At 73.7% G+C, this 25458-nt stretch carries 24 protein-coding genes; 13 read left to right on the top strand and 11 right to left on the bottom strand.

Features of this window, described 5'->3' with window-relative positions:
• Nucleotides 1–78: 78 nt before the first annotated feature.
• The 4 genes from AC4H2S_RS16295 (at nucleotide 79) to holA (ending at nucleotide 5233) form a co-directional block, all read left to right on the top strand.
• Nucleotides 79–942: a DegV family protein gene (locus AC4H2S_RS16295; protein ID WP_491498027.1), complete on the top strand. Its 864-nt coding sequence runs from the start codon at nucleotides 79–81 to the stop codon at nucleotides 940–942.
• A 108-nt stretch (nucleotides 943–1050) separates the two neighbouring features.
• Nucleotides 1051–1956, top strand: coding sequence for a ComEA family DNA-binding protein (locus tag AC4H2S_RS16290; protein ID WP_491498026.1), 906 nt, complete (start codon nucleotides 1051–1053; stop codon nucleotides 1954–1956).
• A 10-nt stretch (nucleotides 1957–1966) separates the two neighbouring features.
• On the top strand, nucleotides 1967–4234 hold the full coding sequence (locus tag AC4H2S_RS16285; protein ID WP_491498025.1) for a ComEC/Rec2 family competence protein: 2268 nt from the start codon (nucleotides 1967–1969) through the stop codon (nucleotides 4232–4234).
• A gap of 12 nt (nucleotides 4235–4246) precedes the next feature.
• Complete coding sequence (gene holA, locus AC4H2S_RS16280; RefSeq protein WP_491498024.1) at nucleotides 4247–5233, top strand: DNA polymerase III subunit delta; 987 nt, start codon at nucleotides 4247–4249, stop codon at nucleotides 5231–5233.
• A gap of 73 nt (nucleotides 5234–5306) precedes the next feature.
• Here the strand turns inward: holA and rpsT are convergent, their stop codons facing one another.
• The 3 genes from rpsT to AC4H2S_RS16265 form a co-directional block, all read right to left on the bottom strand.
• Nucleotides 5307–5567, bottom strand: coding sequence for a 30S ribosomal protein S20 (rpsT, locus tag AC4H2S_RS16275; protein WP_491498023.1), 261 nt, complete (start codon nucleotides 5565–5567; stop codon nucleotides 5307–5309).
• A gap of 157 nt (nucleotides 5568–5724) precedes the next feature.
• Nucleotides 5725–6669 (bottom strand): aminoglycoside phosphotransferase/kinase family protein, encoded by a 945-nt coding sequence (locus tag AC4H2S_RS16270; RefSeq protein WP_491498022.1) that lies wholly within the window; start codon nucleotides 6667–6669, stop codon nucleotides 5725–5727.
• A complete protein-coding gene (locus AC4H2S_RS16265; protein ID WP_491498021.1) occupies nucleotides 6666–7628 on the bottom strand; it encodes a phosphotransferase family protein in 963 nt (320 codons plus the stop codon). The genes AC4H2S_RS16270 and AC4H2S_RS16265 overlap by 4 nt, the downstream gene beginning before the upstream one ends.
• A gap of 83 nt (nucleotides 7629–7711) precedes the next feature.
• Here AC4H2S_RS16265 and AC4H2S_RS16260 point away from each other — a divergent pair, with 83 nt between their 5' ends.
• The 3 genes from AC4H2S_RS16260 to AC4H2S_RS16250 all read left to right on the top strand — a co-directional run bounded on the left by AC4H2S_RS16260 (nucleotide 7712) and on the right by AC4H2S_RS16250 (nucleotide 10733).
• On the top strand, nucleotides 7712–8245 hold the full coding sequence (locus AC4H2S_RS16260; RefSeq protein ID WP_491498020.1) for a GNAT family N-acetyltransferase: 534 nt from the start codon (nucleotides 7712–7714) through the stop codon (nucleotides 8243–8245).
• Nucleotides 8246–8349: 104 nt separating this feature from the next.
• Entirely contained in the window at nucleotides 8350–10224 is a 1875-nt protein-coding gene (gene lepA / locus AC4H2S_RS16255; RefSeq protein ID WP_491498019.1) for a translation elongation factor 4, read from the top strand.
• Between the two features lie 2 nt (nucleotides 10225–10226).
• Nucleotides 10227–10733, top strand: a complete 507-nt coding sequence (locus tag AC4H2S_RS16250; RefSeq protein WP_491498018.1) for a HutD/Ves family protein — start codon at nucleotides 10227–10229, stop codon at nucleotides 10731–10733.
• Here the strand turns inward: AC4H2S_RS16250 and AC4H2S_RS16245 are convergent.
• Nucleotides 10726–11334: a TIGR03086 family metal-binding protein gene (locus AC4H2S_RS16245; RefSeq protein ID WP_491498017.1), complete on the bottom strand. Its 609-nt coding sequence runs from the start codon at nucleotides 11332–11334 to the stop codon at nucleotides 10726–10728. The two genes, AC4H2S_RS16250 and AC4H2S_RS16245, sit on opposite strands and share 8 nt — an antisense overlap.
• Nucleotides 11335–11385: 51 nt before the next feature.
• On the opposite strand from AC4H2S_RS16245, the gene AC4H2S_RS16240 reads away from it, so the two are divergent.
• Genes AC4H2S_RS16240 through AC4H2S_RS16230 form a run of 3 tightly spaced genes read left to right on the top strand, consistent with a single transcriptional unit; the run spans nucleotide 11386 to nucleotide 13217 of the window.
• On the top strand, nucleotides 11386–12243 hold the full coding sequence (locus tag AC4H2S_RS16240) for a helix-turn-helix domain-containing protein (protein ID WP_491498016.1): 858 nt from the start codon (nucleotides 11386–11388) through the stop codon (nucleotides 12241–12243).
• 31 nt (nucleotides 12244–12274) lie between these two features.
• Nucleotides 12275–12646 carry a hypothetical protein gene (locus AC4H2S_RS16235; protein WP_491498015.1) on the top strand — a complete coding sequence of 124 codons (372 nt, stop codon included), beginning with the start codon at nucleotides 12275–12277 and terminating at the stop codon, nucleotides 12644–12646.
• Entirely contained in the window at nucleotides 12639–13217 is a 579-nt protein-coding gene (locus AC4H2S_RS16230) for a hypothetical protein (RefSeq protein WP_491498014.1), read from the top strand. Before AC4H2S_RS16235 ends, AC4H2S_RS16230 begins: the two co-directional genes overlap by 8 nt.
• Before the next feature lie 14 nt (nucleotides 13218–13231).
• Here AC4H2S_RS16230 and AC4H2S_RS16225 read toward each other — a convergent pair whose 3' ends face one another.
• From AC4H2S_RS16225 to AC4H2S_RS16205, 5 genes are read right to left on the bottom strand one after another with little or no spacing between them, the layout of a single operon-like run.
• The gene (locus tag AC4H2S_RS16225) at nucleotides 13232–14146 is read right to left on the bottom strand and encodes a hydroxymethylglutaryl-CoA lyase (RefSeq protein WP_491498013.1); all 915 of its coding nucleotides are present in this window, start codon (nucleotides 14144–14146) and stop codon (nucleotides 13232–13234) included.
• Nucleotides 14143–14790: an isochorismatase family protein gene (locus AC4H2S_RS16220; protein WP_491498012.1), complete on the bottom strand. Its 648-nt coding sequence runs from the start codon at nucleotides 14788–14790 to the stop codon at nucleotides 14143–14145. Before AC4H2S_RS16220 ends, AC4H2S_RS16225 begins: the two co-directional genes overlap by 4 nt.
• Before the next feature lie 6 nt (nucleotides 14791–14796).
• Nucleotides 14797–16668: a hydantoinase B/oxoprolinase family protein gene (locus AC4H2S_RS16215; RefSeq protein WP_491498011.1), complete on the bottom strand. Its 1872-nt coding sequence runs from the start codon at nucleotides 16666–16668 to the stop codon at nucleotides 14797–14799.
• A 3-nt stretch (nucleotides 16669–16671) separates the two neighbouring features.
• Nucleotides 16672–18747, bottom strand: a complete 2076-nt coding sequence (locus AC4H2S_RS16210; RefSeq protein ID WP_491498010.1) for a hydantoinase/oxoprolinase family protein — start codon at nucleotides 18745–18747, stop codon at nucleotides 16672–16674.
• A 40-nt stretch (nucleotides 18748–18787) separates the two neighbouring features.
• A complete protein-coding gene (locus AC4H2S_RS16205; RefSeq protein ID WP_491498009.1) occupies nucleotides 18788–19993 on the bottom strand; it encodes a CaiB/BaiF CoA transferase family protein in 1206 nt (401 codons plus the stop codon).
• 153 nt (nucleotides 19994–20146) lie between these two features.
• On the opposite strand from AC4H2S_RS16205, the gene AC4H2S_RS16200 reads away from it, so the two are divergent.
• Complete coding sequence (locus AC4H2S_RS16200; protein WP_491498008.1) at nucleotides 20147–20839, top strand: GntR family transcriptional regulator; 693 nt, start codon at nucleotides 20147–20149, stop codon at nucleotides 20837–20839.
• 30 nt (nucleotides 20840–20869) lie between these two features.
• On the opposite strand, the gene AC4H2S_RS16195 is transcribed toward AC4H2S_RS16200, so the two are convergent.
• The gene (locus AC4H2S_RS16195; RefSeq protein ID WP_491498007.1) at nucleotides 20870–21961 is read right to left on the bottom strand and encodes a winged helix DNA-binding domain-containing protein; all 1092 of its coding nucleotides are present in this window, start codon (nucleotides 21959–21961) and stop codon (nucleotides 20870–20872) included.
• Between the two features lies 1 nt (nucleotide 21962).
• Nucleotides 21963–22415: an XdhC family protein gene (locus AC4H2S_RS16190; RefSeq protein ID WP_491498006.1), complete on the bottom strand. Its 453-nt coding sequence runs from the start codon at nucleotides 22413–22415 to the stop codon at nucleotides 21963–21965.
• Nucleotides 22416–22439: 24 nt separating this feature from the next.
• On the opposite strand from AC4H2S_RS16190, the gene AC4H2S_RS16185 reads away from it, so the two are divergent.
• Nucleotides 22440–23372 carry an aminoglycoside phosphotransferase family protein gene (locus tag AC4H2S_RS16185; RefSeq protein ID WP_491498005.1) on the top strand — a complete coding sequence of 311 codons (933 nt, stop codon included), beginning with the start codon at nucleotides 22440–22442 and terminating at the stop codon, nucleotides 23370–23372.
• 260 nt (nucleotides 23373–23632) lie between these two features.
• Entirely contained in the window at nucleotides 23633–25453 is a 1821-nt protein-coding gene (locus AC4H2S_RS16180) for an AMP-dependent synthetase/ligase (RefSeq protein ID WP_491498004.1), read from the top strand.
• Nucleotides 25454–25458: the final 5 nt, after the last annotated feature.

The raw sequence follows: 25458 nt of genomic DNA, 5'->3' as shown, positions 1-25458 counted from the left end.
CGGGCGCGCCCGCCCAGCGACGCGGACGGGGGAGGAGCGTGGCTCGCCCGGGGGCCCCGGGAGGCTAGGGTCTCGCCCATGTCCCGTGTGGTGGTGGTGACCGACTCGACCGCGAGCCTGCCCGCCGAGCTGGCGCAGGCACGCGGCATCAGGGTCGTCCCGCTCCAGGTGGTGATCGGGGCGCAGGTGCTCGACGAGGGCCCCGACGGCGCCACCCCCGACGTGGTGGCGCAGGCGCTGCGCGACTTCGTGCCGGTGAGCACCTCGCGCCCGGCGCCGGCGCTGCTCGCCGAGCTCTACCGCTCGCTCGCGGCCGAGGGGGCCGACGAGGTCGTCTCGGTCCACCTCTCGCGCGAGATGAGCGGCACCTTCGAGTCCGCGCAGCTGGCGGCGCTCGAGGTCGACCTGCCGGTGCACGTCGTCGACTCCGGCCAGGTCGGCATCGCCACGGGCTACGCCGCGCTCACCGCCGCTGACGTCCTCGACTCCGGCGGCACCGCGGAGCGGGCGGCCCGGGCGGCGCTCGCCCGCGGCCACGCGGCCTCCTCGCTGTTCTACGTCGACACGCTGGAGCACCTGAGGCGCGGCGGGCGCATCGGTGCCGCGGCGGCGATCGTCGGCAGTGCGCTGTCGGTGAAGCCCCTGCTGGAGATCGCCGAGGGTCGCGTGGCACCGCGCGAGCGCGTCCGGACGGCCTCCCGCGCCCTGGCCCGGCTCGCCGAGCTGGCGATCGAGTCCGCCGGCGACCGGCCCGTCGACGTCTGCGTGTCGCACCTGGCCAGCGCCGCTCGCGCCGAGGAGCTCGCCGAGGTGCTGCGCGAGCGGTTGGCCGACGGGCTCGAGGGCCGCGAGGTGATGTGCGGCGAGCTCGGCGCGGTGCTCGGGGCGCACGTCGGGCCCGGCATGGTGGCCGTGTGCGTCGCACCGCGACCCGTCGACTGAGCTCCCCGGCCCGTCCTGCTCCTGTCCCTGCTCGGGTCGGGCCCCGGGCTCTCCACAGATTGCCGGCACCACCTGTCGGCCGCGCCTCGGCGTTCCTAGCGTGGAGGCATGCGCCGATCCCCGTCGTCCTCCGAGCACGCCGAGGCGGTGTCGCGGCGACTGGCGACGCTCAGCGCCGAGCTCGCCGCCGTGCGCCACGAGCCGTCCGGTCCCGTCGAGGGCCACACCCGCGTGCGCGGGCGCCCGGACCCGGCCACCGACCGGGCCTCCGCGGGCCACGACCCCACCGACCGGGCAGGGACGCCCGCACCACTCGTCCCACCTCTCCCGGGCCGCCACGCCTCGCGGCGGCTGCGGGTCGGAGCGCTCCGGCTCGGACCGGTGCACCTCGCCGTGGTGGCCGTGGTCGCGGCCCTCGCCGTGGGCCTCGCGGCCTGGTGGGTGGTGCGCGACCAGGCGCGGGTGGTGCCGCTCGCGCCGGCCGCCACCGGCGAGGCCCCCTCGGGCGGTCCCTCCGGAGAGGCCGCCCCCCTGGCGCCGGTCGCGTCGACCGGCGCCGCCGGGGCGAGCACCGCGGGGGAGGACGGCGCCGACCTGGTCGTCGACGTCGCCGGCAAGGTGCGGCGCCCGGGCATCGCCGTCCTGCCCGCCGGCTCGCGCGTCGTCGACGCCCTGGAGGCGGCCGGTGGGGCGAGGCGAGGTGTCGACCTCACCGCCCTCAACCTGGCCCGACCGGTGGTCGACGGAGAGCAGATCCTGGTCGGGGTCGCCGCGGCGGTCGGGGTGGCCGGCACGATCGACTCGCAGGTCCCGGCCGGGACGTCGCTGGTCAACCTCAACACCGCCGACGAGGCGGTGCTCGACACGCTGCCCGGCGTCGGCCCGGTGACCGCCGGCGCCATCCTGGCCTGGCGCGAGGCCAACGGCGCCTTCACCTCGGTCGAGGAGCTGCTCGAGGTCGACGGCATCGGCGAGGCGACGCTCGCCGACCTCGCCCCTCTCGTCACCCTCTGAGCGGCGCTCCGTGCCCGACCTGCGCGCGGTCGCGCTCGGCGTGGGTGCCTGGGCGGGGGCGCTCCTCGTGCTGGTCCTGCCGGCCCGACCCGCCCTGGGCGCGGTCGTGCTGGTGGCCGGCGTGCTCGTCGCCGGCGTGCTGCGCCGGTGGTGGTCGCCGGCGTGGCTCGGACCGCTGGCGGCGCTGGTCGCGGTCGCGGGCGTCGCCGCGCTGCACCATGCCCTGGTCGCCACCTCGCCGCTGACGGCGCTGGCCGCCGACGGCGCGGTCGTCTCGGTGCGACTGGAGCTGACCTCCGACGCGCGCGTGGTGAGCGGGACGTACGGCGACCTGCAGCTGGTGCGGGCCGACGCCACCCGCGTGGAGGGCCGAGGGACGGCGTGGACCCTGGACGCGCCGGTCGTGGTGATGGCCGACGCCGACTGGCCCCGGCTGCCGCTCGGCACCACGCTCGAGACGACGGCGCGGCTGGTCGCCGCGGACGACGACGTGGCCGCACTGGTGCGGCCGACGGGCGAGCCGAGGGTGCTCGACCGGCCCGGTCCGTGGTGGGACGCCGCGGCAGCCGTACGGCGGTCGGTGCGCGACGCGGTCTCCGGGCGCGACGCCGACGCCCGCGAGCTGGTGCCGGCGCTCGTGGTCGGGGACGACGGGGGCCTGGACCCCGGCCTGGCCGACGACTTCCGCACCACCGGGCTCACCCACCTGCTCGCGGTGAGCGGCACCAACCTCACGCTCGTCGTCGGCTCGCTGCTGGTGCTCGGGCGGTGGGTCGGGGTGCGTGGACCCTGGCTCTACGCCCTCGGCGTGCTCGGCATCGCCGGCTTCGTGCTGACCGCGCGCGCCGAGCCCAGCGTCGTGCGCGCCGCCGCGATGGGCACGGTCGCGCTGGTCGGGATGGGCCGCAACGGCCTCTCGCGGGGCGTGCGGGGACTGGGCGTGGCCGTGCTGGCGCTGCTGCTGGTGTGGCCCCGCCTGGCGGTCACGCCCGGGTTCGCGCTGTCCGCGCTGGCGACCGCCGGCATCCTGCTGCTGGCGCCGGTGTGGCGCGACGCGCTGATGCGCTGGACGCCCCGGTGGGTGGCGGAGGCGGTGTCGGTGCCCCTGGCCGCGCAGGTCGCCTGCACGCCCGTCGTGGCGGCCCTCTCGGGCCAGGTCAGCCTCGTGGCCGTGGGCGCCAACCTGCTGGCGGCGCCGGCGGTCGCCCCTGCGACGGTGCTCGGGCTCGCCGGGGGACTCCTCGGGCTGGCGTGGGGTCCGCTCGGCGCGGTGGTCGCCGCCCCGGCGGCGTGGTCGGCGGCGTGGATCATCGCGGTCGCCCGGTGGGGCGCGGGCGTGCCGACGGCGGCGGTCGACTGGAGCACCGGCCCGGTGTCGCTGGGCATGCTCACGCTCCTGTGCGTGCTGGCGGTGCCCCTCGCCCCGCGGGTGCTCGGCCGGGCGGGCACGACCCTCGCCTGCACCGGCCTGCTCGTCGTGATCATGCTCGTGCGCCCTCCCTCACCCGGCTGGCCGCCGGGGGGCTGGGTGCTCGCCATGTGCGACGTCGGCCAGGGTGACGCCCTGGTGCTGCGGGCCGGTGAGCGCAGCGCGGTCGTCGTCGACGCGGGACCCGAGCCGGCGGCGACGGACGCCTGCCTCGACCGCCTCGACGTCGAGTCGGTGCCGCTGCTCGTGCTGACCCACTTCCACGCCGACCACGTGGGCGGAGTCGCCGGGGTGGCCGACGGGCGCCGCATCGACGCAGTCGAGGGCACGGCCCTGCGCGAACCCGAGACCGGTGCGAGGTCGGTCGAGGAGGTGACCGGGCGCCCGGCCGTGCCGGCGGCGTACGGCCTCACCCGCCGGGTCGGACAGGTCACGCTGCAGGCCGTGTGGCCCCGCCCCGGCGTCGCCGCGGGCGACGTGGGGGAGAGCGCGGCCAACAACGCCAGCGTCGTGCTGCTCGCCGAGGTGGCCGGCGTCCGGATCCTGCTCACCGGCGACCTCGAGCCGTCGGCCCAGGCCGCGCTCGCCCGTGACCTCGCAGGCGTGCAGGTCGACGTGCTCAAGGTGCCGCATCACGGCAGCCGGCACCAGGACGTCGGCTGGCTGACGTCGCTGGGCGCCCGCCTGGCGCTGGTGTCGGTGGGGGAGGACAACGACTACGGGCACCCCGCCCCCGACCTGCTGCAGGCGCTCGCGGCGGCCGGCGCCGACGTACGCCGCACGGACCTGGCCGGCGACGTGGTCGTGGTGGTCGAGGACGGGACGCCCGGTGTCGTCGCCCGCGGATAGGGTGGGGCCACCATGGCTCGCACCCCCTCCGCCGCGCAGGTCCTCGGCCACGTCGTCCTGGTGACGGGCAAGGAGGAATACCTCTCCGCACGCACCGTCGTCTCGGTCCGCGACGCCGTCCGGGCCCACGACCCCGAGGCGGAGATGGCCGAGTCACCGGCGGCCGACCTCACGCTCGCGTCGCTGGGCGAGATGTCGGCGCCGTCGCTGTTCTCCTCGATCCGGTGCGTCGTCGTGCGCGGCCTGGAGGACCTGCCCGACGAGTCGGTCGACGGCCTGCTGGCCTACTGCGCCGCTCCGGCCGACGACGTGGCGCTCGTGCTCGTGCACTCCGGCGGGCCGAAGGGCAGCGGCGTGCTGACCAAGCTGCGCAAGCTGCCGCGCGTCACCGAGGTGAAGTCGGAGGAGGTCAGGGCCAGCGACATGCCGGGCTTCGTGACCTCCGAGGTCGCCTCCCACGGCGCCCGCATCGACGCCGACGCGGCGGCCTTCCTCGTGCAGGCCGTCGGCACCGATCTGCGCTCGCTGGCCGCCGCCGCCGACCAGCTCACCAACGACTTCCACGGCGAGCAGCTCACCGTCGACAAGGTCCAGCGCTACTTCGGCGGCCGCGCCGAGGCCAAGTCGTTCACCGTCGCCGACGCGGCGTTCGCGGGCCGGCGGGCGGCCGCTCTGGAGGAGCTGCGCTGGGCGCTCGACTCCGGCACGTCGCCGGTGCTGGTCACCTCCGCGATGGCGGCGTCCGCGCGCAGCCTGGCGCGCTATCTCGGCGCCCCCCGTGGCGCCCGCGACGGCGACCTGGCCCGCGACCTCGGCGTGCCGCCGTGGAAGGTGCGCACGGTGCGCGACCAGTCGCGATCGTGGAGCGACGAGGGCATCGCGGCCGCGGTGCGCGCGGTCGCCCTGGCCGACGCCGACATCAAGGGGCGGGCCCACGACGCGTCCTACACGCTCGAGCGGCTGGTGCTCACCGTGGCGGGCCTGCGCGACGGGCGCTGAGCCGCGTCCGGCACGTCCCCCGAAATGCACGACACCCGCCACGAGGGCGGGTGTCGACGGGGAAGGCGAGACGTCAGAGCGTCGCGGCCTTCTTGGCGATCGAGGACTTGCGGTTGGCAGCCTGGTTGGCGTGGATGACGCCCTTCGAGGCGGCCTTGTCGAGGGCCTTCATGGCGTCACGACCTGCAGCGACGGCGGCGTCCTTGTCACCGGCCTCGGACAGCTCGCGGAACTTGCGCACGGCGGTCTTCAGGCGCGACTTGACGGCCTGGTTGCGCTGGCGCGCCTTCTCGTTCTGCTTGTTGCGCTTGATCTGGGACTTGATGTTCGCCACGTGTGGATCCTCGAATGCTCGAACTGGTCAGGATGAGAAGTCTGGTGCTGTCGGCTGCCTGGCAACCCTGGACAGGGTCGGGCGCCGGACACGCAGAGGTGAACTCTACCGTCACCCTCCGCGGGCGCCCAAATCGCCCGCCGCCCCTGGCCGGTGCTCACCGGCGCGTGCGGCGCGCGACGGCCCCCAGCATCCGCCCCGACTCGCGGATCCGGAAATCGTTGAGCGTCGGCAGGTTGACGTCCACCGCGACGACCGAGCGGACGGCGAGGTGCGCGCCGAACCCGGCGAGTACCGCCGTGACGGTGTCGTCGCCGATCGCGCACAGGGCGGGCGAGGCGAGGACGGAGGCGTCGAACCACGCCTCGTCGACGCGCTCGAGCCGGGCGAGGAGAGGGTCGGCCCAGGCGGGGCCGCGGGCCGCCGTGCCCCAGTCGACGAAGACGACGTCGCCGCTCGGGCGGCGCAGCAGGTTGTCGACGCGGATGTCCCAGTGGACGACGTGCGGCATCGGGGCGGCGGCGTGGTGGCGGAGCACGTCGGCCCAGCCGTACGGGTCGTCGCGCAGCCAGTCCGGCACGGGAGCAGCGGCCGGGGCGTCGGCGAGGGAGGCGAGGGTGTCGGCCCACGTGCCGAGCGCGCGACCGACGTCGACGAGGTCGACCGAGTCCGGCACGTCGCGCCGCCGCAGCACCTCACCCAGCCGGTCGACCCCGGTGAGGACCGCCTCGAGCTCGGCAGGATCGCCGAAGTCGGGGTGGCGCCCCTCGACGTCCTCGATCAGCAGCGCCACCCACGCGCCGTCGTCGTACGACGCCAGGAGCCGCGCCCAGAGCTCGTGCTCGCCGAGGTGGGCGAGCACTCCGGCCTCGCGGCGGAACAGTCCGGGGGTGTCGGGGTTGCGCTCCGCGCCGACGGCCTTGACGAACGCGCGGGTGCCGTCGGCGCAGGTCAGCCGGGTCGCGCAGCCCGGCGACATGCCGCCGACCTGCTCGGCGGTCGACACGACGGGGGAGCCGAGGGTGTCCTCGACCCAGGCGCGGACCGCGGCGGGGACGGCGTCGTAGGCCAGGCGGACGCCGACGGCGCGCGGAGCGGTCACCACCAGCCCCGGCGCTCGCCGAGCCAGTCCCAGCACACCTCGCCCTGCCAGCGCTGGTGGTCGCGGAGGTGTGGCGACGTCGGTGGCACCGGCAGCTCGCACTGGGTGAAGAAGTAGCCGACGTAGAGCGCCAGGGCGATGTCGATCGTCTCGGGGTCGACCTCGGCCAGCAGGGGGCGCCGGGCGATGACCGACTCGACGTCGATGCCCTCGCCGCGCGGGCCGATGAGGGCGGCGAGGGAGTCGAACCACGCCGCCCCGCGCACCGGCCAGTTCCAGTCGCAGACCAGCGCGCGGCCGTCGGCGTCGACGAGGACGTTGTCGGAGCGGATGTCGGTGTGGACCACGGTGTCGCCGCCGACCACCCCGGCGTAGCGGCGCGCGAGCGCCTCGGCCTCCTCCAGCCGCTCCGACCCGAGGTCCGTACGCCGTGCGCGCAGCGTGGGCCATCCCTCGAGCAGCGGCGCGAAGTCGGCCTCGGCCGGGTCGAGGTCGAGCCCCGCGGGCGGCGGGGTCAGCGCGTCGGCCACCTGCTCGAGCGCGTCGAGCACGGCGTCGAGCTCGTCGGCCCGCCACGGCCGCTGGGGCGCCCGGCCCGCGACGTACTCGATGCCGAGCACGACCCAGTCGTCGTCGAGGTGCCACAGCAGCCTCGGGGCCGGTACCTCCGCGGGCAGCGCGGCGAGCTTGCGGGCCTCCTCGCGGTAGGAGTCGGCGAACGTCCGCTGGGCCTTCACCGACGCCGCCTTCACGAAGTGGCGCGAGCCGTCCTCGCACACCAGCACGGACGCGAACCCGGGCGTGAACCCGCTGGTCTGCGAGATCGCCGACACGACCGGCGAGCCGCACTTGCGCTGGATCCAGGCCCGCAGACCGGGTGGGAGGAACGCCCACTCGAGGCGACGCGCGGTCCTGCCGTGCGGCGCGGGGTAGGGGGCGATCGAGGAGGAGCGGGCCATGGCGGCATCCTCCACCACCCCCTGTCCGCGCGACGACGGGATATCGGGTGGAGGGCCGGCGGCGTCCGGACCAGACTGGCCTCATGCCCGAGCTCGTGCTGCCGACCACCCGCGTCCGTGAGTCCTTCCTCGAGGCGATGGACGAGTTCGTCGCCGAGGGCGCCGAGGACAGCCAGACGGCGGCGTGGATCGCGCGCCACGCTCCGGGCTGGACCGACCCCGGCGTGTTCGCGGCCTTCGTCGAGGCGGTGCGCGCCGACGCGCTGGAGGAGACGCCGCGTCCGCGGGCGCACGTGCCGTGCACGACGCTGTGGTGGGTCGACGGGGAGGAGTACCTCGGCCGGATCGCCGTGCGGCACCGGCTCAACGACTTCCTGCTGGAGGTGGGCGGGCACATCGGCTACGACGTGCGTCCCACCCGGCGGCGCCAGGGGCACGCGACGGCCATGCTGATGCACGCGCTGCCGTGGGCGCGCGGGCTCGGCATCGACCCGGCGCTGGTCACCTGCGACACCGACAACCTCGGCTCGATCGGGGTCATCGAGGCCGCGGGAGGCGTGCTGGAGGACGTGCGCGGAGTCAAGCGGCGCTACTGGGTGGCGACGACGGGGCCCTAGCCCGGTGCCCGACCGGGTGCCCGCGGCCGCGTCGTCGGTTCGGCGGGCCACGGCGCGCGTGGAAGAATGACCCGACCCAGCCGTCGTACCCCCGAAAGCAGTCCGTGAGCCTCACCAACGCGCCGCAGCCTGGCTCGACCGACCCGTCGATCATCCGCAACTTCTGCATCATCGCGCACATCGACCACGGCAAGTCGACGCTGGCCGACCGGATGCTGCAGCTGACCGGGGTCGTCGACGAGCGGGCCTCGCGCGCGCAGTACCTCGACCGGATGGACATCGAGCGCGAGCGCGGCATCACCATCAAGTCGCAGGCCGTGCGGATGCCGTGGACGGTGCCGGCCGGCAACGCCGAGGGCGCCGAGCCCGGCACGTACGTCCTCAACATGATCGACACCCCGGGGCACGTCGACTTCACCTACGAGGTCTCCCGCAGCCTCGAGGCCTGCGAGGCGGCCGTCCTTCTCGTCGACGCCGCGCAGGGCATCGAGGCGCAGACCCTGGCCAACCTCTACCTCGCGATGGGCGCCGACCTCCACATCATCCCGGTGCTCAACAAGATCGACCTGCCGAGCGCCAACGTCGAGAAGTACGCCGCCGAGCTGGCCGGCCTGGTCGGCTGCGAGCCCGAGGAGGTGCTGCTCACCAGTGCCAAGACCGGCGTCGGCGTCGAGGCGCTCCTCAACGAGATCGTGACGCAGACCCCGGCACCGGTGGGCGACGCGGACGCCCCGGCCCGCGCGCTGATCTTCGACTCCGTCTACGACACCTACCGCGGCGTGGTGACCTACGTCCGGGTCGTCGACGGCAAGCTCAGCCACCGCGACCGGATCAAGATGATGTCGACCAACGCCGTGCACGAGATGCTCGAGGTCGGCGTGATCAGCCCCGAGCCCGTCAAGGCCCGCGAGATCGGCGTCGGCGAGGTCGGCTACCTGATCACCGGCGTGAAGGACGTGCGCCAGTCGCGCGTCGGTGACACCGTCACCTCCCAGCACCACGGGGCCACCGAGTCGCTCGGCGGCTACAAGCACCCCAACCCGATGGTCTACGCCGGTCTCTACCCGATCGACGGCGACGACTACCCGACGCTGCGCGACGCCCTGGAGAAGCTCCAGCTCAACGACGCGGCGCTGACCTACGAGCCGGAGACCTCGGGCGCGCTGGGCTTCGGCTTCCGCTGCGGGTTCCTCGGCCTGCTCCACATGGAGATCACCCGCGACCGGCTCGAGCGCGAGTTCGACCTCGACCTCATCTCGACGGCCCCCAACGTCGTCTACGAGGTCGTCCTGGACGACGGCACCGAGGTCGAGGTGACCAACCCGAGCGAGTACCCCGACGGCAAGGTCGCCGAGGTGCGGGAGCCGGTCGTGAAGGCGACCATCCTCGCGCCCTCCGACTACATCGGCACGATCATGGAGCTGTGCCAGCTCAAGCGCGGCAACCTGCAGGGGATGGACTACCTCTCCGAGGACCGCGTCGAGATGCGCTACACCCTGCCGATGGGCGAGATCGTCTTCGACTTCTTCGACCAGCTCAAGTCGCGCACCAAGGGCTACGCGTCCCTCGACTACGAGCGCTCCGGCGAGCAGGCCGCCGACCTGGTCAAGGTCGACATCCTGCTCCAGGGCGAGCCCGTCGACGCGTTCAGCGCGATCGTGCACCGCGACGCCGCCTACTCCTACGGCGTGATGATGGCCGGCAAGCTCAAGGAGCTCATCCCGCGCCAGCAGTTCGAGGTGCCGATCCAGGCGGCCATCGGCGCCCGGGTCATCGCCCGTGAGACCATCCGCGCGATCCGCAAGGACGTGCTCGCCAAGTGCTACGGCGGCGACATCAGCCGCAAGCGCAAGCTGCTGGAGAAGCAGAAGGCCGGCAAGAAGCGGATGAAGAACATCGGTTCCGTCGAGGTGCCGCCCGAGGCGTTCGTCGCCGCGTTGTCCACGACGCAGCCGGCGGAGAAGCCGGGCAAGAAGTAGGCGTGGCACGCGTCGTCCGCAGCGACGAGGTCCGGGCGGAGCCGTGGCCCAACGGGGGCGGCGTCACCCGTGAGCTCGCGCGCGCCGCGGACTCGTGGCGGATCAGCCTCGCCGACGTGGACCGCGGCGGCCCGTTCTCCGCCTTCCCCGGGAAGGCGCGGCTGCTGACCGTGGTCGACGGCCCGGTGCTCGGTCTGGAGGTGGACGGCGCGCCCCACGTGGTCGAGCCGCGCCGCCCGTTCGCCTTCGCCGGTGACGCGGAGGTCGTCGCGACGGTGCCGGAGGGACCGGTGCGGGTGCTCAACGTCATCACCGGTCCTGGGGTGACCGCGTACGTCACGGTGCTCGAGCTCGGCCGCACCTCGACGCTGCCGCTGGCCGACGACCAGGCGGCGTACGTCGTCTCGGGCAGCCGCGACGCGCTCGCGACGGGCACGCTGGTGCTCGGCCCCGGGGAGGTCGCCGGTCGCTGCACCGTCGCGGTCGTGACCCTCGAGCAGGTCAGCTGACGCGTTCGACTGACGGCGGCCGCCACCCGGGGTCGCGCCCGAGGCGCGCGAGCAGTCGGTCGGTGACCGAGGCGTCGGGTCCCACCTCGACCGCCGGGGCGCAGATGCCGTCCATGTGCAGCGAGTCGCCCCAGCCGTCGGCCGTGGCGTGCAGCGCGGCGGCCTCCTCGTCGCTGACGGTCCACTCCTGGCCGGTGGCGCGGGCGACGTCGGAGCCGTGCACCACGAGGTCCCAGCCGTAGAAGTCGGCGATCGTGGCCGCGATGGTCGTGGGCCCGAAGTAGCCGTCGTACTCGCGGGCCGCCACGCCGTCGGCGTCGAGCACCGAGGTGAGGTGCGCATGCTGGCGCCGCCAGGCGGCGACGGGATCATCGAGGTCGGGCTCCGGGCCGGCTCCGAGGCCCTGGCGCTGGAGGAAGTCGTTCTGGGTCTCGAGCACGTGCCGCACGACGTCGCGGGCGCTCCAGCCCGCGCACGGGGAGGGCACGTCCCAGTCGCCGCCCGACGCCGCGACCGCGTCGAGGACCTGCGTGAACCGGTCGGCGCGCTGCTGGAAGAGGGAGAGGTGGTGGTCGGTGGTGGAGGTGGTCGTGTGCGTCATGCGCCCACTCTCGGTGTGCCGGTGTCGGCGGCGATTGTGATAATCCGACACATGACCGACCGGAGGGGTGCCGCCGGCCCGCGCCGGGTCGACCCCGTCGACCGCGCCCACCTGACGAGCGCGAGCCGCCCCTCGCCGCCGATCCACCGCTATGCCCCGAGCGAGCACCTGGCCGACCTCGTCGACCGCTACTGGATCCCCGTCTGGTCGCTGTCGGAGCCCTCGACCCAGAGCACGCTCCAGCACCCGGTCTGCCTGGTGGTGGTCAGCAACACCTACGCCCGCTTCTACGGCGTCGCCCGCGGGCGGTCGAGCGTGACGCTGGAGGGCGACGGCTGGGCGGTCGGCACGATGCTCAGCCCGGCCGCCGGCCGGCTCGTGCTGGGGCGGTCGGTGGCCGAGGTGAGCGACCGGTGGATCGAGCTGTCGGAGGTGCTGCCGCCCGACCACCGCGGTCTGGTCGACCGGGTGCGTGCGGCCATGAGCGAGGCCCCCGGTGACCCGAGGTCGCACGCGGCCGCGATCGCGGCCACCGAGGACTGGCTCGCCACCCACCTGCCGGTCGACGAGCAGGGCCTGCTGGTCAACCGGCTGGTGGCCTGGCTGCGCGAGCACCCGGAGGTCACGCGGGTGGGCGACATCGCCCGTGAGGCCGGCCTCTCCGAGCGCAGCCTGCAGCGGCTCGCCGAGCAGCGGCTCGGACTCTCCCCCAAGTGGCTGGTGCAGCGCCGGAGGCTGCACGACGCCGTGCTGGCGCTCAAGACCGGCGCCGGGGCGCTCGCCGACATGGCGGCCGAGCTGGGCTACACCGACCAGGCGCACTTCACCCACGACTTCCGCACGGTCACCGGGATGACGCCGGGGGAGTACCTCCGCGACCAACCGGCTCCAACGTCAACCAAGGGTTGACAGACGGCGCCCTCGTGGGCACGGTGGGGGCATGCGCACCCTCCTCGGACACGTCGCCGTCGCGCTCGCCGTCACGCTCGTCGTCGGCGGTGTCTCCGGCGGCGGCTGGCACTTCCTGGTGGGCGCGGTCCTCGCGCTGGCCCTCTGGATGATGCTCTTCTTCGGCTTCTTCGGCTTCTTCGGCTTCTTCGGCTCCTTCGGCCGTCCGGCCGACGAGGGGGCGGGGCGCGTGGAGCTGCGCCAGTACGCCGTCTCGGCCGCCTTCGCCCTGGCGCTGGGCTACGTGATGTACCTGGTCGGCGACGGCAACGCGGCGTTCTGGTCGGTCGGGTTCGTCTTCGCCGGCGTGCTGACTCCCGCCGCCATCGGCGCCCGGAAGACGTCGGCCGGGGACGGTGCCTAGCCGGGAGGGACCGCTCGACCGGGTGCGTTCGGCGGCCACCGCGCTCCACCTGGCGGAGCGGGCGCTGGCGGACGCGGTCCGCGAGGCGCGGGCCTCGGGGCAGAGCTGGGCGGCCGTCGGCTCCGTCCTGGGGACCTCGCGGCAGGCGGTCTTCAAGCGCTTCGGCAGCCCGCGCGACCCGCTCACGGGCGAGAGCCTGCCCCGCTCCGGCCGTTCCGGGGTCGCCGCGGCCACCGACCGGGTGTTCTCGCTGGTCGACGCAGGTCGCTACGACGACCTGCGCGCGCTGATGCCCGACGACGTCGCCCGGGTGCTGACCCGCGAGGCGGTGCTCGGCGTCTGGTCCCGCGCCGTCGCCGACACCGGACACCTGGTCCGGTGTGAGGGCACGGTCGTGGAGCTGCCGGGTGGCGAGACCGCGCCGGAGGGCGACCTGCTGGGCACGGTCGTCGGCGCCACGACCCTCGTGTGCGAGGCGGGCGAGTGGCAGGGGCGCGTGGCGTGGGACGCGGGCGGGCGGCTGCTCGGCCTGCTCGTCGTGCCCCCCGGCACCTCCGGCCTGCCGTTCTGACCGCCCGCGACGGCCTAGCGCCCCGGGTCGGGGAAGCCGCCCGCCCTGAGCAGGGCCCCCGGCAGGCGCTTGTGCAGCCGCTCCTCCAGCCAGGCCGTCGTCGCGGTGGTCTCGGCCAGGTCGATGCCGGTGGCCACGCCCATCCGGTCGAAGAGGTAGACGAGGTCCTCGGTGGCGACGTTGCCGGTCGCGTGGGGGGCGAAGGGACACCCGCCGGTGCCGCCGATGCTGGTGTCGAGGGTCCTCACGCCCGCGTCGAGCGCGGCCACCGCGTTGGCCACCCCGGTGTGGCGGGTGTCGTGCAGGTGCAGGCGCAGGGGCATCCCGAGACCGGCGACCACGGCGGCCAGGGCCACCCGGGCCGAGACGTCGCTGGGCACCGCGACGCCGATCGTGTCGGCGAGCGCCAGCTCGTCGGGGCCGGCGTCCGCGACCCGGCGCAGCACCTCGCGCAGCCGCTCCTGGGGGACCTCCCCCTCGAACGGGCACCCGAACGCCGCGCCGATCGTGACCGTCGTGAGGACCCCCGCATCGCGGGCCCGCGCCACGATCGCGGCTGCCTGCCCGCACGCCTCGGCCGTGGTGACCCCCTGGTTGCGGCGGCAGAACGTGTCGGTCGCCACCACCACCACGTCGACCTCGTCGACACCGGCGGCGAGGGCGCGATCAAGGCCGCGCTCGTTCATCACCAGCCCGGCATAGCTGACGCCGTCGGGGCGCGGCAGGGCAGCCATCACCTCGTCGGCGTCGGCCATCTGCGGCACGCGGGCGGGGTTGACGAAGCTGGTGACCTCGATGCGTCTCGACCCGGCGCGCACGGCGCGCTCGACGAGCTCGACCTTGTCCTCGGTGGAGAGGATCGTGTCCTCGTTCTGGAGCCCGTCGCGCGGTGCCACCTCGAGGAGGGTTACCGAGCCGGCGTCGCTCACGCGCGTGCTCCCGGGGCGGGGCGCTCGGCGAGGTAGGCGAGCGCCGTCGCCTCGTCGACCACCTCGGCGTACTTGGTCGCCAGGTCGTGCAGGTTGGCGTGGTGGGGTCCGGGCTCGCGATCGCCGACGGCGTCGGAGACCACCAGCGGCACGAAGCCGTGCTGGACCGCGTCCACGGCGCTCGCCCGGATGCAGCCGCTGGTGCTGACGCCGACCACGACGACCGTGTCGACGCCCCAGGCGTGCAGCGTCGAGGCGAGCGAGGTGCCGAAGAACGCGCTGGCGTACTGCTTGACCACCACCAGCTCGTCGCCGCTCGGCGCCACCTGCGGCACCAGCTCGCCCATCGGTCCGTCGCCGACCAGGTCCCGCAGCGCGGGCACCTTGCGGAAGAACACGCCCCCGTCGGCGCCGTCGGCGGCGTAGCGGACGCGGGTGTGCACCACCGGCACCCCGTGCTCCCGGGCGCGCGCCAGCACCCTCGCGGCAGCGTGCAGGCACTCGTCGGAGGGCAGGCACAGCGCGCTCGCGGGGTCGAAGTAGGCGCGCATCATGTCGACGGCGAGGACGGCCGGGAACGCGCCGGGACGGAGCGAGCCCCCGAAGGGCTGCGGCGTCCGGCGGTGCGGGTCGGGGTCAGCCACGTCGAGTCACCGCGGGACCGGAGGCCGCGGGGCGGGCAGCCCGGTCTCCTCGAGCGCCCGTTCCAGGATCGTCTCGAGGGGCGGGCCCATGTCGAAGGTCGGCAGCGGATGCGTTCGCACGGCGTCGAGGTCGGCGCGCAGCGACTCGGTGCCGCCGGCGTCGACGGTGCCCGACGCGTCGCACACCACGCCGTACCTGCGGGCGCCCTCGGTGCTCACCAGGCCGCGCCTGACCTCCAGCCCGACCAGCTCGGGGTCTCGCGCGAGCGGGTCGCCCCACCCGCCTCCGCCCCAGGTGACGAAGTGCAGCAGGTCGCCGGGACCGACGGCGACGTCGTGCACCTTGCTGGGCAGGACCTCGGTGGTGCCGTCGGCGCGGTCGAGCCACTTGCGCCCGCGTGCGCCCGGCTCGCCGCCGTTGACTCCCCACGGATAGGTCAGCCACCGGTCGTCGTGGATCGCGATGGTGCCCGCCTCGAGGAACCGGTAGGTCACGTCGACGCCGTTGCCGCCGCGGTGCAGGCCGGCGCCGCCGGTGTCGGTGACGGTCTCCCAGCGCTCGATCCGGAGCGGGTAGTAGGACTCGAGGTACTCGCAGGGGATGTTGACGAACGAGGGCCACAGCGAGTGGCCGTCCGGGCCGTCGCCGATCGGGCGGCCCGGGATGCCGCCGAAGCCGATGGAGTAGAGCTGGAACCACTCGCCCTTCCGGTCGCCCTCCCCGTAGGTGCCGGAGTACATGAAGTGGGGGGAGGAGGAGAAGCCGGCGGCGTTGAGCAGGTCGGGGTTGGTCTGTCCGAGCAGGCCGCCGAACAGGTCGAAGACCCGCCCGATGCCGTGGTTGCGGGCGTTGAGCGCGGCGGGGTACCGCGGCTTCCAGAACGAGTCGTCGGGGATCTCGACGTCGACGAGCGGGTAGAAGCCGTCGTTCCACAGGATCTGCGGGTCGGCGACGGTGATCATGTAGATCCCGAAGAACATCCGCACGAGGTTCTCGTTGATGTAGTAGTTGATCGGGCCCTGGGCCTGGGGGCTGCTGCCGGTGAAGTCGAGCAGCACCTTGTCGCCGGTGCGGGTCAGGCTCAGCCTCAGCTCGTAGGGGCCGTAGCCGAGGCCGTCGTCGCAGATGTAGTCGGTGAACGACAGGGTCCTGCCCTCCTCGAACACCATCGCCAGCAGGGTCTTCATGGCCCGGTGGTTGCGGTCGAGCAGTGCGTCCAGCGCGGAGTTGTAGGTGTCGACGCCGAAGCGGGCGCACAGCTCCTGGACCCGACGCGCCGCGGTCCGGCAGGCGGCCACGATCCCGTTGAGGTCCGCGCGGTTCCAGTCGGGCTTGCGGACCTGGTTGAGGATGATCCGCAGCGCGTCGTCGTCGAGGACGCCCTGCTTGTAGAGGCGGAAGGGCGGGATGACGACGCCCTCCTCGAAGATGGTGCGGGCGTCCGTCGGCATCGATGCCGGGGTCTTGCCCCCGACGTCGGTCATGTGGCCGAACATCGACGTCCACCCCACGATGCGGCCGTCGAAGAAGACCGGCATCACCACGAGCCAGTCGTTGGCGTGGCTGATCGCGGCGCCGCACGAGTAGGGGTCGGACGTCAGGAGGACGTCGCCCTCCTCGATAGTGCCGTCGAAGTTGTCGAGGAAGTCGGGGATGGACAGGCCGAACTGGCCGACCATCATCTTCCCCTCGCGGTTGGCGATGAGGGGGAACTCGTCGTGCTGCTCGCGGATGCCGGGGGACAGGGCGGTGCGGAACAGCACCTCGTCCATCTCGTAGCGCGCGTTGCGCAGCGCGTTCTCGACGAGGTCGAGGGTGACGAGGTCGACGTCGACCTGCTGCAGGGGAGAGGTGTTGGTCTCGATGAGGTGTGCCACGGCTCAGCCCTCCAGGGCCTGGTCGACGGGTCGGATGAGGAGGCTGCCACTGGGATGCACGGTGGCGGCGTGGTCGCGCAGCACGAGGGTGGTGGAGTCCATCTCGGTGATGACGGCGGGCCCGACGACGACGTTGCCCGCCTCGAGCAGCGCGCGGTCGTAGACGTCCGCGTCGACCATCGCGCCGTCCGACCAGATCCGGTGCTGCTGCACCCGCGCGGCCGCCGGGTCGGTGCCGCCCTCGGCCAGCACGACCGCGCCCACGTCGGGCCGGGGAGCGTGGGCCGTCGCGCGGAGGGTCACCAGCTCGTGCTCGGTGTCGAGCACGAAGGAGAAGAGCCGGTCGTGCTCGGTGTCGAAGGACTTGCCGAGCGCCTCCAGCCCGCCCCCGCGGCCGTCGAAGCCGTCGAAGTCGACGGTCACCGGGATCTCGAAGCCCTGCCCGTGGTAGCGCAGGTCCGCGACGTAGGTGACCCGCAGGTCCTCCTCGGTGACGCCCTGGGCGACGAGGGTTGCGCGGGCCGCTGTCGCGAGGTCGTCCAGGATGGCGTGGAGGGCGTCGTCGGTGAGCTCGGAGAAGCGGCGCACCAGGGTGCGGACCGACTCGTCGCGCAGGCTGGTGGTGGCGTCGCCGTAGGCGCAGAGCACGCCCGGGGAGGGCGGGATGATGACGGGCCACGATCCGGTGAGCCTGCCCAGGGCGTTGGCGTGCAGCGGTCCGGCGCCACCGAAGGCGACGAGGGCGAAGTCGCGCGGGTCGTAGCCCTGCTGCACCGAGACCAGCCGCAGCGCCCCGAACATGTTCTCGTTGACGATGTCGACGATCCCGGCCGCCGCGGCCTCGGCCGACTCCAGGCCCGTCGCGTCGGCGATCGTCTGCACCGCGGCCCGGGCAGCCGCGGGGTCGAGGGTGACCTCGCCGCCCGCCAGCGCGGTCGGCAGGTGGCCGAGGACGACGTTGGCGTCGGTCACGGTCGGCTCGGTGCCCCCGGCGCCGTACGCGGCCGGGCCTGGCGCCGCGCCCGCCGACTGCGGGCCGACCCGCAGGGCCTGGGTGAGCGCGGGGACGTGCGCGATGGACCCGCCACCGGCACCTACCGAGCGGACGTCGACCGAGGTCGCGCGGACCTTGAGGTTGCCGACGGTGGTCTCACGGCCCACGCGCGGGGTGAGGTCCTCCACCAGCGCCACGTCGGTCGAGGTGCCGCCCATGTCGAAGGTGAGGAAGTCGCGGTGGCCGGTCAGCGCGGCCACCCAGGCGGCGCCCGTCACCCCGCCGGCCGGACCGGACAACAGCAGGTTGACGGGGTTGTCCGCGGCCCCGCCCGCGGACACCAGGCCGCCGTCGCTGCGCAGGATCGAGAGCGAGCCGTCGACCCCGGAGCCGAGCAACTGCCCCGCGAGGTTGGCGACGTACCTCCTGACCTGGGGTTGCACGGCCGCGTTGGCCACGGTCGTGATCGTGCGCTCGTACTCCCGCAGCTCGGGCAGCACCGAGAAGGAGAGCGACACCGGGAGGCCGGGCAGCTCCTCGGCGGCGATCTCGCCCACCCGCTGTTCGTGCGCGGGGTTGGCGTAGGAGTTGATCAGGCTGATGCTCAACGCCTCGATCCCGCGCCCGGCCAGCGTGCGGAGCTGGGCGCGGACGTCGTCCTCGTCGAGCTCGGTGACGACACTGCCGTCGCTGGCGATGCGGCCGCGGACCTCGACCGTGTCCTCGAGCGCGGCGAGGGGCTCGGGCTTGGGCCAGATGATCCAGCCGGCCAGGCCGCCCGGGACGAACGACCGGCCGATCTGCAGCACCTGGCGGAAGCCGTGGGTGGTCACCAGTCCCACCCGGGCCCCCTTTCCCTCCAGGATGGCGTTGGTCGCCACGGTCGTCCCGTGGAAGACGTCGCCGACGGCCGAGCGTTCGACGCCGGCGGCGACGCAGGCCTGGTCGATGCCGCGCAGGACGCCCACGGACTGGTCCTCGGGCGTGGAGGAGGTCTTCGCGCGGAACGCCGCGCCGGAGTCCTCGTCGATGAGCAGGATGTCGGTGAACGTGCCGCCCACGTCGACTCCGAGCCGATAGGTCATGGGGTGCTCTCCTTGGTGGTCGGTGGGGGGAGGTGTGCGGTCAGATGACGCCCGCGGCGCGCAGGGACGACAGCTCGTCGTCACCGATCCCGAGGAGGCCGCGGTAGACGGCGTCGTTGTGCTCGCCCAGGGCGGGTCCGACGTGCCGGACCGATCCGGGGCTCTCCGAGAGCTTGGGGGCGACGTTGTGCATCGCGAACTCGCCCAGGTCGGGGTGCGCCAGCCGGACGATGGCCTCGCGGGCGGCGAAGTGCTCGTCGGCCAGCATGTCCCTGGCGCGGAAGATCCGGCCCGCCGGGACGCCGCCGGCGTGCAGCCGCTCGAGGAGGTCGTCGGCGGCGATCGTGCTGCTCCACTCCGCGATCAGCCCGTCGAGCTCGTCCATGTGCCTGCCGCGGGCGCCGTGGGTGGCGTAGCGCTCGTCGCTCGCGAGCCCGGGCCGACCCATCACCTCGGCGAGGCGGCGGAAGACCGTGTCCTGGTTGGCCGCGATGAGCACCATCTCGCCGTCGGCGGTCGGGTAGACGTTGCTCGGCGAGACGTTGGGCAGGGTCGTGCCGGTGCGCTCGCGCTGGTAGCCGGCCACCTGCCACTCGGGCACGAGCGACTCCATCATCGCCAGCACCGCCTCGTAGATCGCCGAGTCGACCACCTGACCGCGGCCCGTGCGCCCGCGCTGGTGCAGGGCGACGAGGGTGCCCAGGCAGGCGAAGGTGGCGGCGAGCGAGTCGCCGAGGGAGACGCCGGCGCGGGCCGGGGGGCGGTCGGGGTCGCCGGTCACGTAGCGGATGCCGCCCATCGCCTCCCCGATCGAGCCGTATCCGGCCCGCGCGGCGTAGGGGCCGGTCTGGCCGAAGCCGGTGACCCGGGTGACGACCAGGCCCGGGTTGGTCTCCCACAGCGTCTCGGGGGCCAGGCCCCAGCGTTCGAGGGTGCCGGGGCGGAAGTTCTCGATGAGCACGTCGGCCTTCTCGACCAGGCGCCGCACGAGGTCCTGGCCGCGCTCGGTGCGCAGGTCGGCGGTGACCGACTGCTTGTTGCGGGCCACCACCGGCCACCACAGCGACTGGCCGTAGGGCTTCTCCCGGCCCCACTGGCGCATCGGGTCGCCGTGGGCGGGGTCCTCGACCTTGATCACCTCGGCGCCGAAGTCGCCGAGTAGCTGGCCGCAGAAGGGCCCGGCCAGCAGCTGGCCGAGCTCCACCACCCGCAGGTCGTCGAGCGGCAGGGGGCGCGGATCCGGCACGGCGGCGGCCTTTCGTATGCAAACACGACGCACGGTGTGAGGTAGGTCATACCGCGATGCGGCGACGCTAGCGTTGACGCCCGCAACACGTCAACGGTCGCCGACGAAGTTGCATACAATCCTGAGGAGATGACGCTGCTAGGGTTCGCGACCATGACCCTCGACGCGGGCTCGGACGCAGGCAAGGCCGCCGAGGTCACCTACCTGACCATCCGCCGCCAGATCCTCAGCGGCGAGCGGGCCGGCGGCGAGTGGCTGCGCGAGGGCGACCTCGCCGCGGTGATCGGGGTGAGCCGTACGCCGGTGCGCGAGGCGCTGCGCCGGCTGGCCGCGGAGGGGCTGGTCAGGCACGAGCCCAACCGGGGCGTGCAGGTCGAGGACTGGGGGGTGGATGACCTCGACGAGATCTTCAGCCTCCGCTCGCAGCTCGAGCCCTGGGGGTGCGGCCTCGCCGCGGTCACCGGACGGGCCGACCTCGAGCTGCTCGCCGGGCTCGCCGACAGCATGGACCGCGAGGCCCGGGGCGAGCCGCCCGACCTCGACGCCATCACCGAGCTCAACAACCGCTTCCACCGCGCGGTCCTGGAGGCCTCGGGCAACACCCGCCTGGTCGGGCTGGTGTCGTCGGTGGTGGAGGTGCCGCTGGTGTGGCGCACGTTCTCGCACTACTCGGCCGAGGCCATGCAGCGCAGCCTGGCCCACCACCACGAGATCGTGCAGGCGCTGCGGGCGGGCGATGCCGCGTGGGCGGAGTCGGTGATGCGCTCCCACGTCCGGGCGGCCTGGGTCACCCTGCGCGAGGAGCGCGGCGGCGAGCCTCCGTCCGGCCAGCCCGCTGGCCCCTAGTCGTCCCCGGTCCCCGGACCGGGCGCGGGCTCAGACCGCCTCGCGGGTGATGGCCACCTCGGTCACCGTGATGCCGAGCGCGGTCTCGAGCGCGGCCACCGGTTGCTCGAGCTCGGCGCGACGCGGACGGCGGGTGCGGGCGAACCACGTGACCTCGAGCGGGCGGCGCCGCGCGGTCCCGCCGGCACGCCAGTAGCCGGTGATCCGGCCGTCGACGAGCAGCGGGGGCAGCAGCATCCCGTTGGACTCGTTCCACAGCCGCCGGTGGTGCTCCGGGGTCACGAACCGGTCGCGCGCCTTGGAGTCGTAGCCGCAGAGCAGCGCGTCGAACTCCGGCAGCAGGCGCACGCCGGGGAGGTCGCGCGGGGGCGGCGCCTGCGGCAGGTCGACGTACGCCCGCCCGCCGGGTCCCTCGGTCTCGACCACCTCGAGCCCGGCGAGGCCCTCCTCGACCGCCTTCAGCGGCAGCCCCGCCCACCACCCGACGTCCTGGCGCGACGAGGGGCCGTGCGCGCGCAGGTGCAGCGCGACGACGTCGGCCAGCGTGGCCGAACCCGTGCGGTGGAAGGTGCCGTAGACCGGCTTGCCCTGCCCCTCCCACCGCTCGCCCGAGGCGGGGCGCCGCACCAGGCCGCCGTGGGCGATCGCCAGGTAGCGGGCTGGCCCGTCGTCGACCGCACCCGCCGACCCGGGGGCGTGCTCGCCGAGCCAGCGGCGCACGTGCTCGCGCAGGTCGTCGGGGCTGCGCCACTCGCGGGCGTGGTCCTCGACCGACGACCACAGGGCGGCGATCTGCTCGTCGGTGATGCCGAGCATCCGCGCCCAGCGCTGGTGCTGTCCGACGCGGGTGGCCTCGGCGAGCACGGTGTAGGCCTCCGGTGTCGCGGTGTGGACGGTGCCGCGGATGGTGCTTCCGCGGACGATCTCGCCGCGGTCGTAGGCCTCGGTGATCGCCGCGTGGCTCACGCCGGGGAACCGCGCGCCGAGGCCGATGAACGCCGACCGCGCGGTCTGGGTCTGCATGTCGCCGATGGCGCGCACCTGCTCCGCGACGATGCCGGGGTCGTCGGGGAACTGCCGGGCGAGCGAGGCGGCGGCGAGGTCCTCCCAGCCGAGCGCCACCTCAGCCGCGCATCGGACCGCCGGGGCGGCCGTAGGACTCGGCGACGATCTCCGCGACCACCGAGAGCGCGATCTCGCCCGGCCCCTTGCCGCCGAGGTCGTGGCCCGCCGGGACGTGCAGGGTGGAGGCGTCGACGCCCTCCGCGGCGAGCTCGTCGAGCAGGCCGGCGGCACGGGCGCGGCTGGCCATCATCGCGACGTAGGAGGCGTCCGAGGCCAGGGCGGCGCGCAGCACAGCGGGGGCGTCGGGCGCGTCGTGGTCGCACAGCACCACGGCGTCGCCGGGGCGCGGGTCGAGGCCGGGACCGCCGTCGTCGAGGGCCTCCACCACGACGTTGCGACCGGCCGTGGAGGCGATCGCGGCGATTGCCCGCGAGATCGGGTTGTCGCTCAGCACCAGGATGCGACCCTGCTCGGCCCTGTCGTCGGACCACGGCTGCTGGCGCTCACCCATGGTGGCCACCCTAGGCTCGCAGGCATGCCGGTCACCATCCCTTCAGGGCTGCAGTCGCGCCGTGCGCTCGGGGAGGACTGGGCGCGCTGGCTCGACCGGCTCCCGAGGCTGACGAGCGAGCTGCTCGCCGACTGGGGGCTGCGACCGGCCGGGGAGCCGCTCCACGGCTGGTGCTCGCTGGTCGTCCCCGTGCGCGACGCCGACGGCCTCGCCGGGGCGCTCAAGATCAGCTTCGACGGCGACGAGGAGTCCCTCCACGAAGGGCTGGCGCTGCAGCACTGGGGCGGGAACGGTGCCGTCCGGCTGCGCACGGCCGACCCGCGCAGGCGCGCGCTGCTGCTCGACTGGCTGTCGGGGCCGGACCTCACCGACGCGTGGGACGTCGAGGCGTGCGAGGTGGTGGGCGCGCTCTACTCCCGGCTGCACATCCCCGCCCTGCCGCAGCTGGCGAGCGTCGGGTCGTACGTCGAGCGGTGGCTGCGCGAGCTCGACGCGCTGGGGCGCGACATCCCGGTGCCGCGCCGCTACGTCGAGCAGGCCCTGTCCCTCGGCCCCGACCTGCTCGCCACCGACACGCCTGCGGTCGTCGTCCACGGCGACCTGCACTACACCAACGTGATGGGCGACGAGGCGGGGGAGTGGCGTGCGATCGACCCCAAGCCGATGGCCGGCGACCCCCACTACGAGCCGGCGCCGATGCTCTGGAACCGGATTGAGGAGCTCAGCGGCCCGCTGGCGGTCGGGTCGGTGCGCGACGGGCTGCGCCGGCGCTTCCATGCGCTGGTCGACGCGGGCGGCCTCGACGAGGCGCGCGCCCGCGACTGGGTCGTGGTCCGCATGGTCGTCAACGCCGGCTGGACGGTGCAGGACGCACAGGCCGCCGGCCGCCGGCTGACGAGCGACGAACGGGACTGGATCACCCGCTGCATCGCGGTCACCAAGGCCGTGCAGGACTGACCACGGCGCCGCCGCACCGGCGTCCCGGACCGCCCGACGAGCCTCGACGCACGGTCTACGGACGTGTCCCGCCACCCCCGCGGCATCGGTCCAAAGTCGGAAAGTCAGCGGCAGGACTGGACATTCCCCCCATTTGCTACCGCTCGGTAAACCAAGTGATCTAGGTTACAGCCCACCACGTCTCCAGCATCTCCCCAGCATCCCCCTCAGCATCCCCGGTGGCGCCCGCCGCCACGCCCCGACGAATGAGTAGGTAACACATGCCGACCACCATCGACCTGGCCTTCCTCGACCACATGCCGCCCAACGTCGCCGTCCAGTTCTTCGACCGGGTGAGTGCCACTCCCGACGCCGAGGCGTTCCGCTTCCCGCGGGGGGAGGCGTGGGAGTCCGTGACGTGGAAGCAGGCGGGCGACAGGGTCGAGGCGCTCGCCGCCGGCCTGATCGCGATCGGCGTGGAGCCCGAGCAGCGCGTCGGCATCGCCTCCGGCACGCGCTACGAGTGGATCCTGGCCGACCTCGCCGTCATGTGCGCGGCCGGCGCGACCACCACGGTCTACCCGACGACCAACGCCGAGGACACCGTCTACATCCTGGCCGACTCCGAGAGCCGGGTGGTCTTCGCCGAGGACGACGAGCAGGTCGCCAAGCTCACCGCGCACCGCGGCGAGCTGCCCCACGTCAGCAAGGTCGTCGTCTTCGACGGCGCCACCGACGGCGACTGGATCATCTCCCTCGACGACCTCGCCGCGCTCGGCGCGGAGAGGCTCGCCGCCGAGCCCGACGTGGTGCGTACGACGTCGCAGGCCATCCGTCCCGACCAGCTCGCCACCCTCATCTACACCTCCGGCACGACCGGCCGCCCCAAGGGCGTGCGGCTGCGGCACTCGTCGTGGGTCTACGAGGGCGAGGCGATCCGCGCGCAGGGCATCCTCGGCCCCGACGACCTCGAGTTCCGCTGGCTGCCGATGGCGCACTCGTTCGGCAAGGTGCTGATGTCGACGCAGATGGCGTGCGGCTTCGCGGCGGCCATCGACGGTCGCGTCGACAAGATCGTCGAGAACCTGGGTGTGGTGAAGCCGACGTTCATGGGTGCCGCGCCGCGCATCTTCGAGAAGGCCCACGGCCGGATCGTCACCATGCAGGCCGCCGAGGGCGGTGCCAAGGAGAAGATCTTCAAGAAGGCCTTCGAGGTCGGCCTCGACGTGGAGCGCCGCAAGCGCGAGGGCAAGCCGGTGCCGCTGGGCCTCAAGGTGCAGCACGGGCTGTTCGACAAGCTGGTGTTCAGCAAGATCCGTGACCGCTTCGGCGGAAACGTCCGCTTCTTCATCTCCGGCGCAGCGGCGCTCAACCGCGACATCGCCGAGTGGTTCGGCGCCGCCGGCATCACCATCCTGGAGGGCTACGGCCTCACCGAGACCTCGGCCGGCTCCTTCGTCAACCACCCCGACGACAACAAGTTCGGCACGGTCGGCTCGGTCTTCCCGGGCAGCGAGGTCAAGCTCGGCGAGAACGACGAGGTCATGATCAAGGGCCCCGGCGTGATGGACGGCTACCACAACCTGCCCGAGGAGACCGCGAAGACGCTGACCTCCGACGGCTGGCTGCACACCGGCGACAAGGGCGCCATCGACGAGGACGGCCACCTGGTGATCACCGGGCGGATCAAGGAGCTGTTCAAGACCTCCGGTGGCAAGTACATCGCCCCGCCGGCGATCGAGTCGAAGTTCAAGGCCGTGTGCCCCTACGCCAGTCAGTTCATGGTGTTCGGCGACGAGCGCAACTACTGCGTCGCGCTCGTCACCCTCGACCCGGACGCCATGGCCGGCTGGGCCGAGGAGAACGGCATGAGCGGCGCGTCGTACACCGAGATCGTCACCTCCGACGCGGTGCAGAAGATGGTCGGCGACTACGTCGAGGAGCTCAACAGCCACCTCAACCGCTGGGAGACCATCAAGAAGTGGAAGCTCCTCGACCACGACCTCACCATCGAGTCGGGCGAGCTGACCCCCTCGATGAAGGTCAAGCGCAACGTGGTGCAGGACAACCACCGCGCGCTCATCGAGGAGATGTACGCCTAGCAGGT

It is taken from the genome of Nocardioides sp. Z13_37, assembly GCF_058355585.1.
The sequence above is the reverse complement of the archived record's forward strand: the minus strand, read 5'-3'. Positions and strand labels throughout refer to the sequence as shown.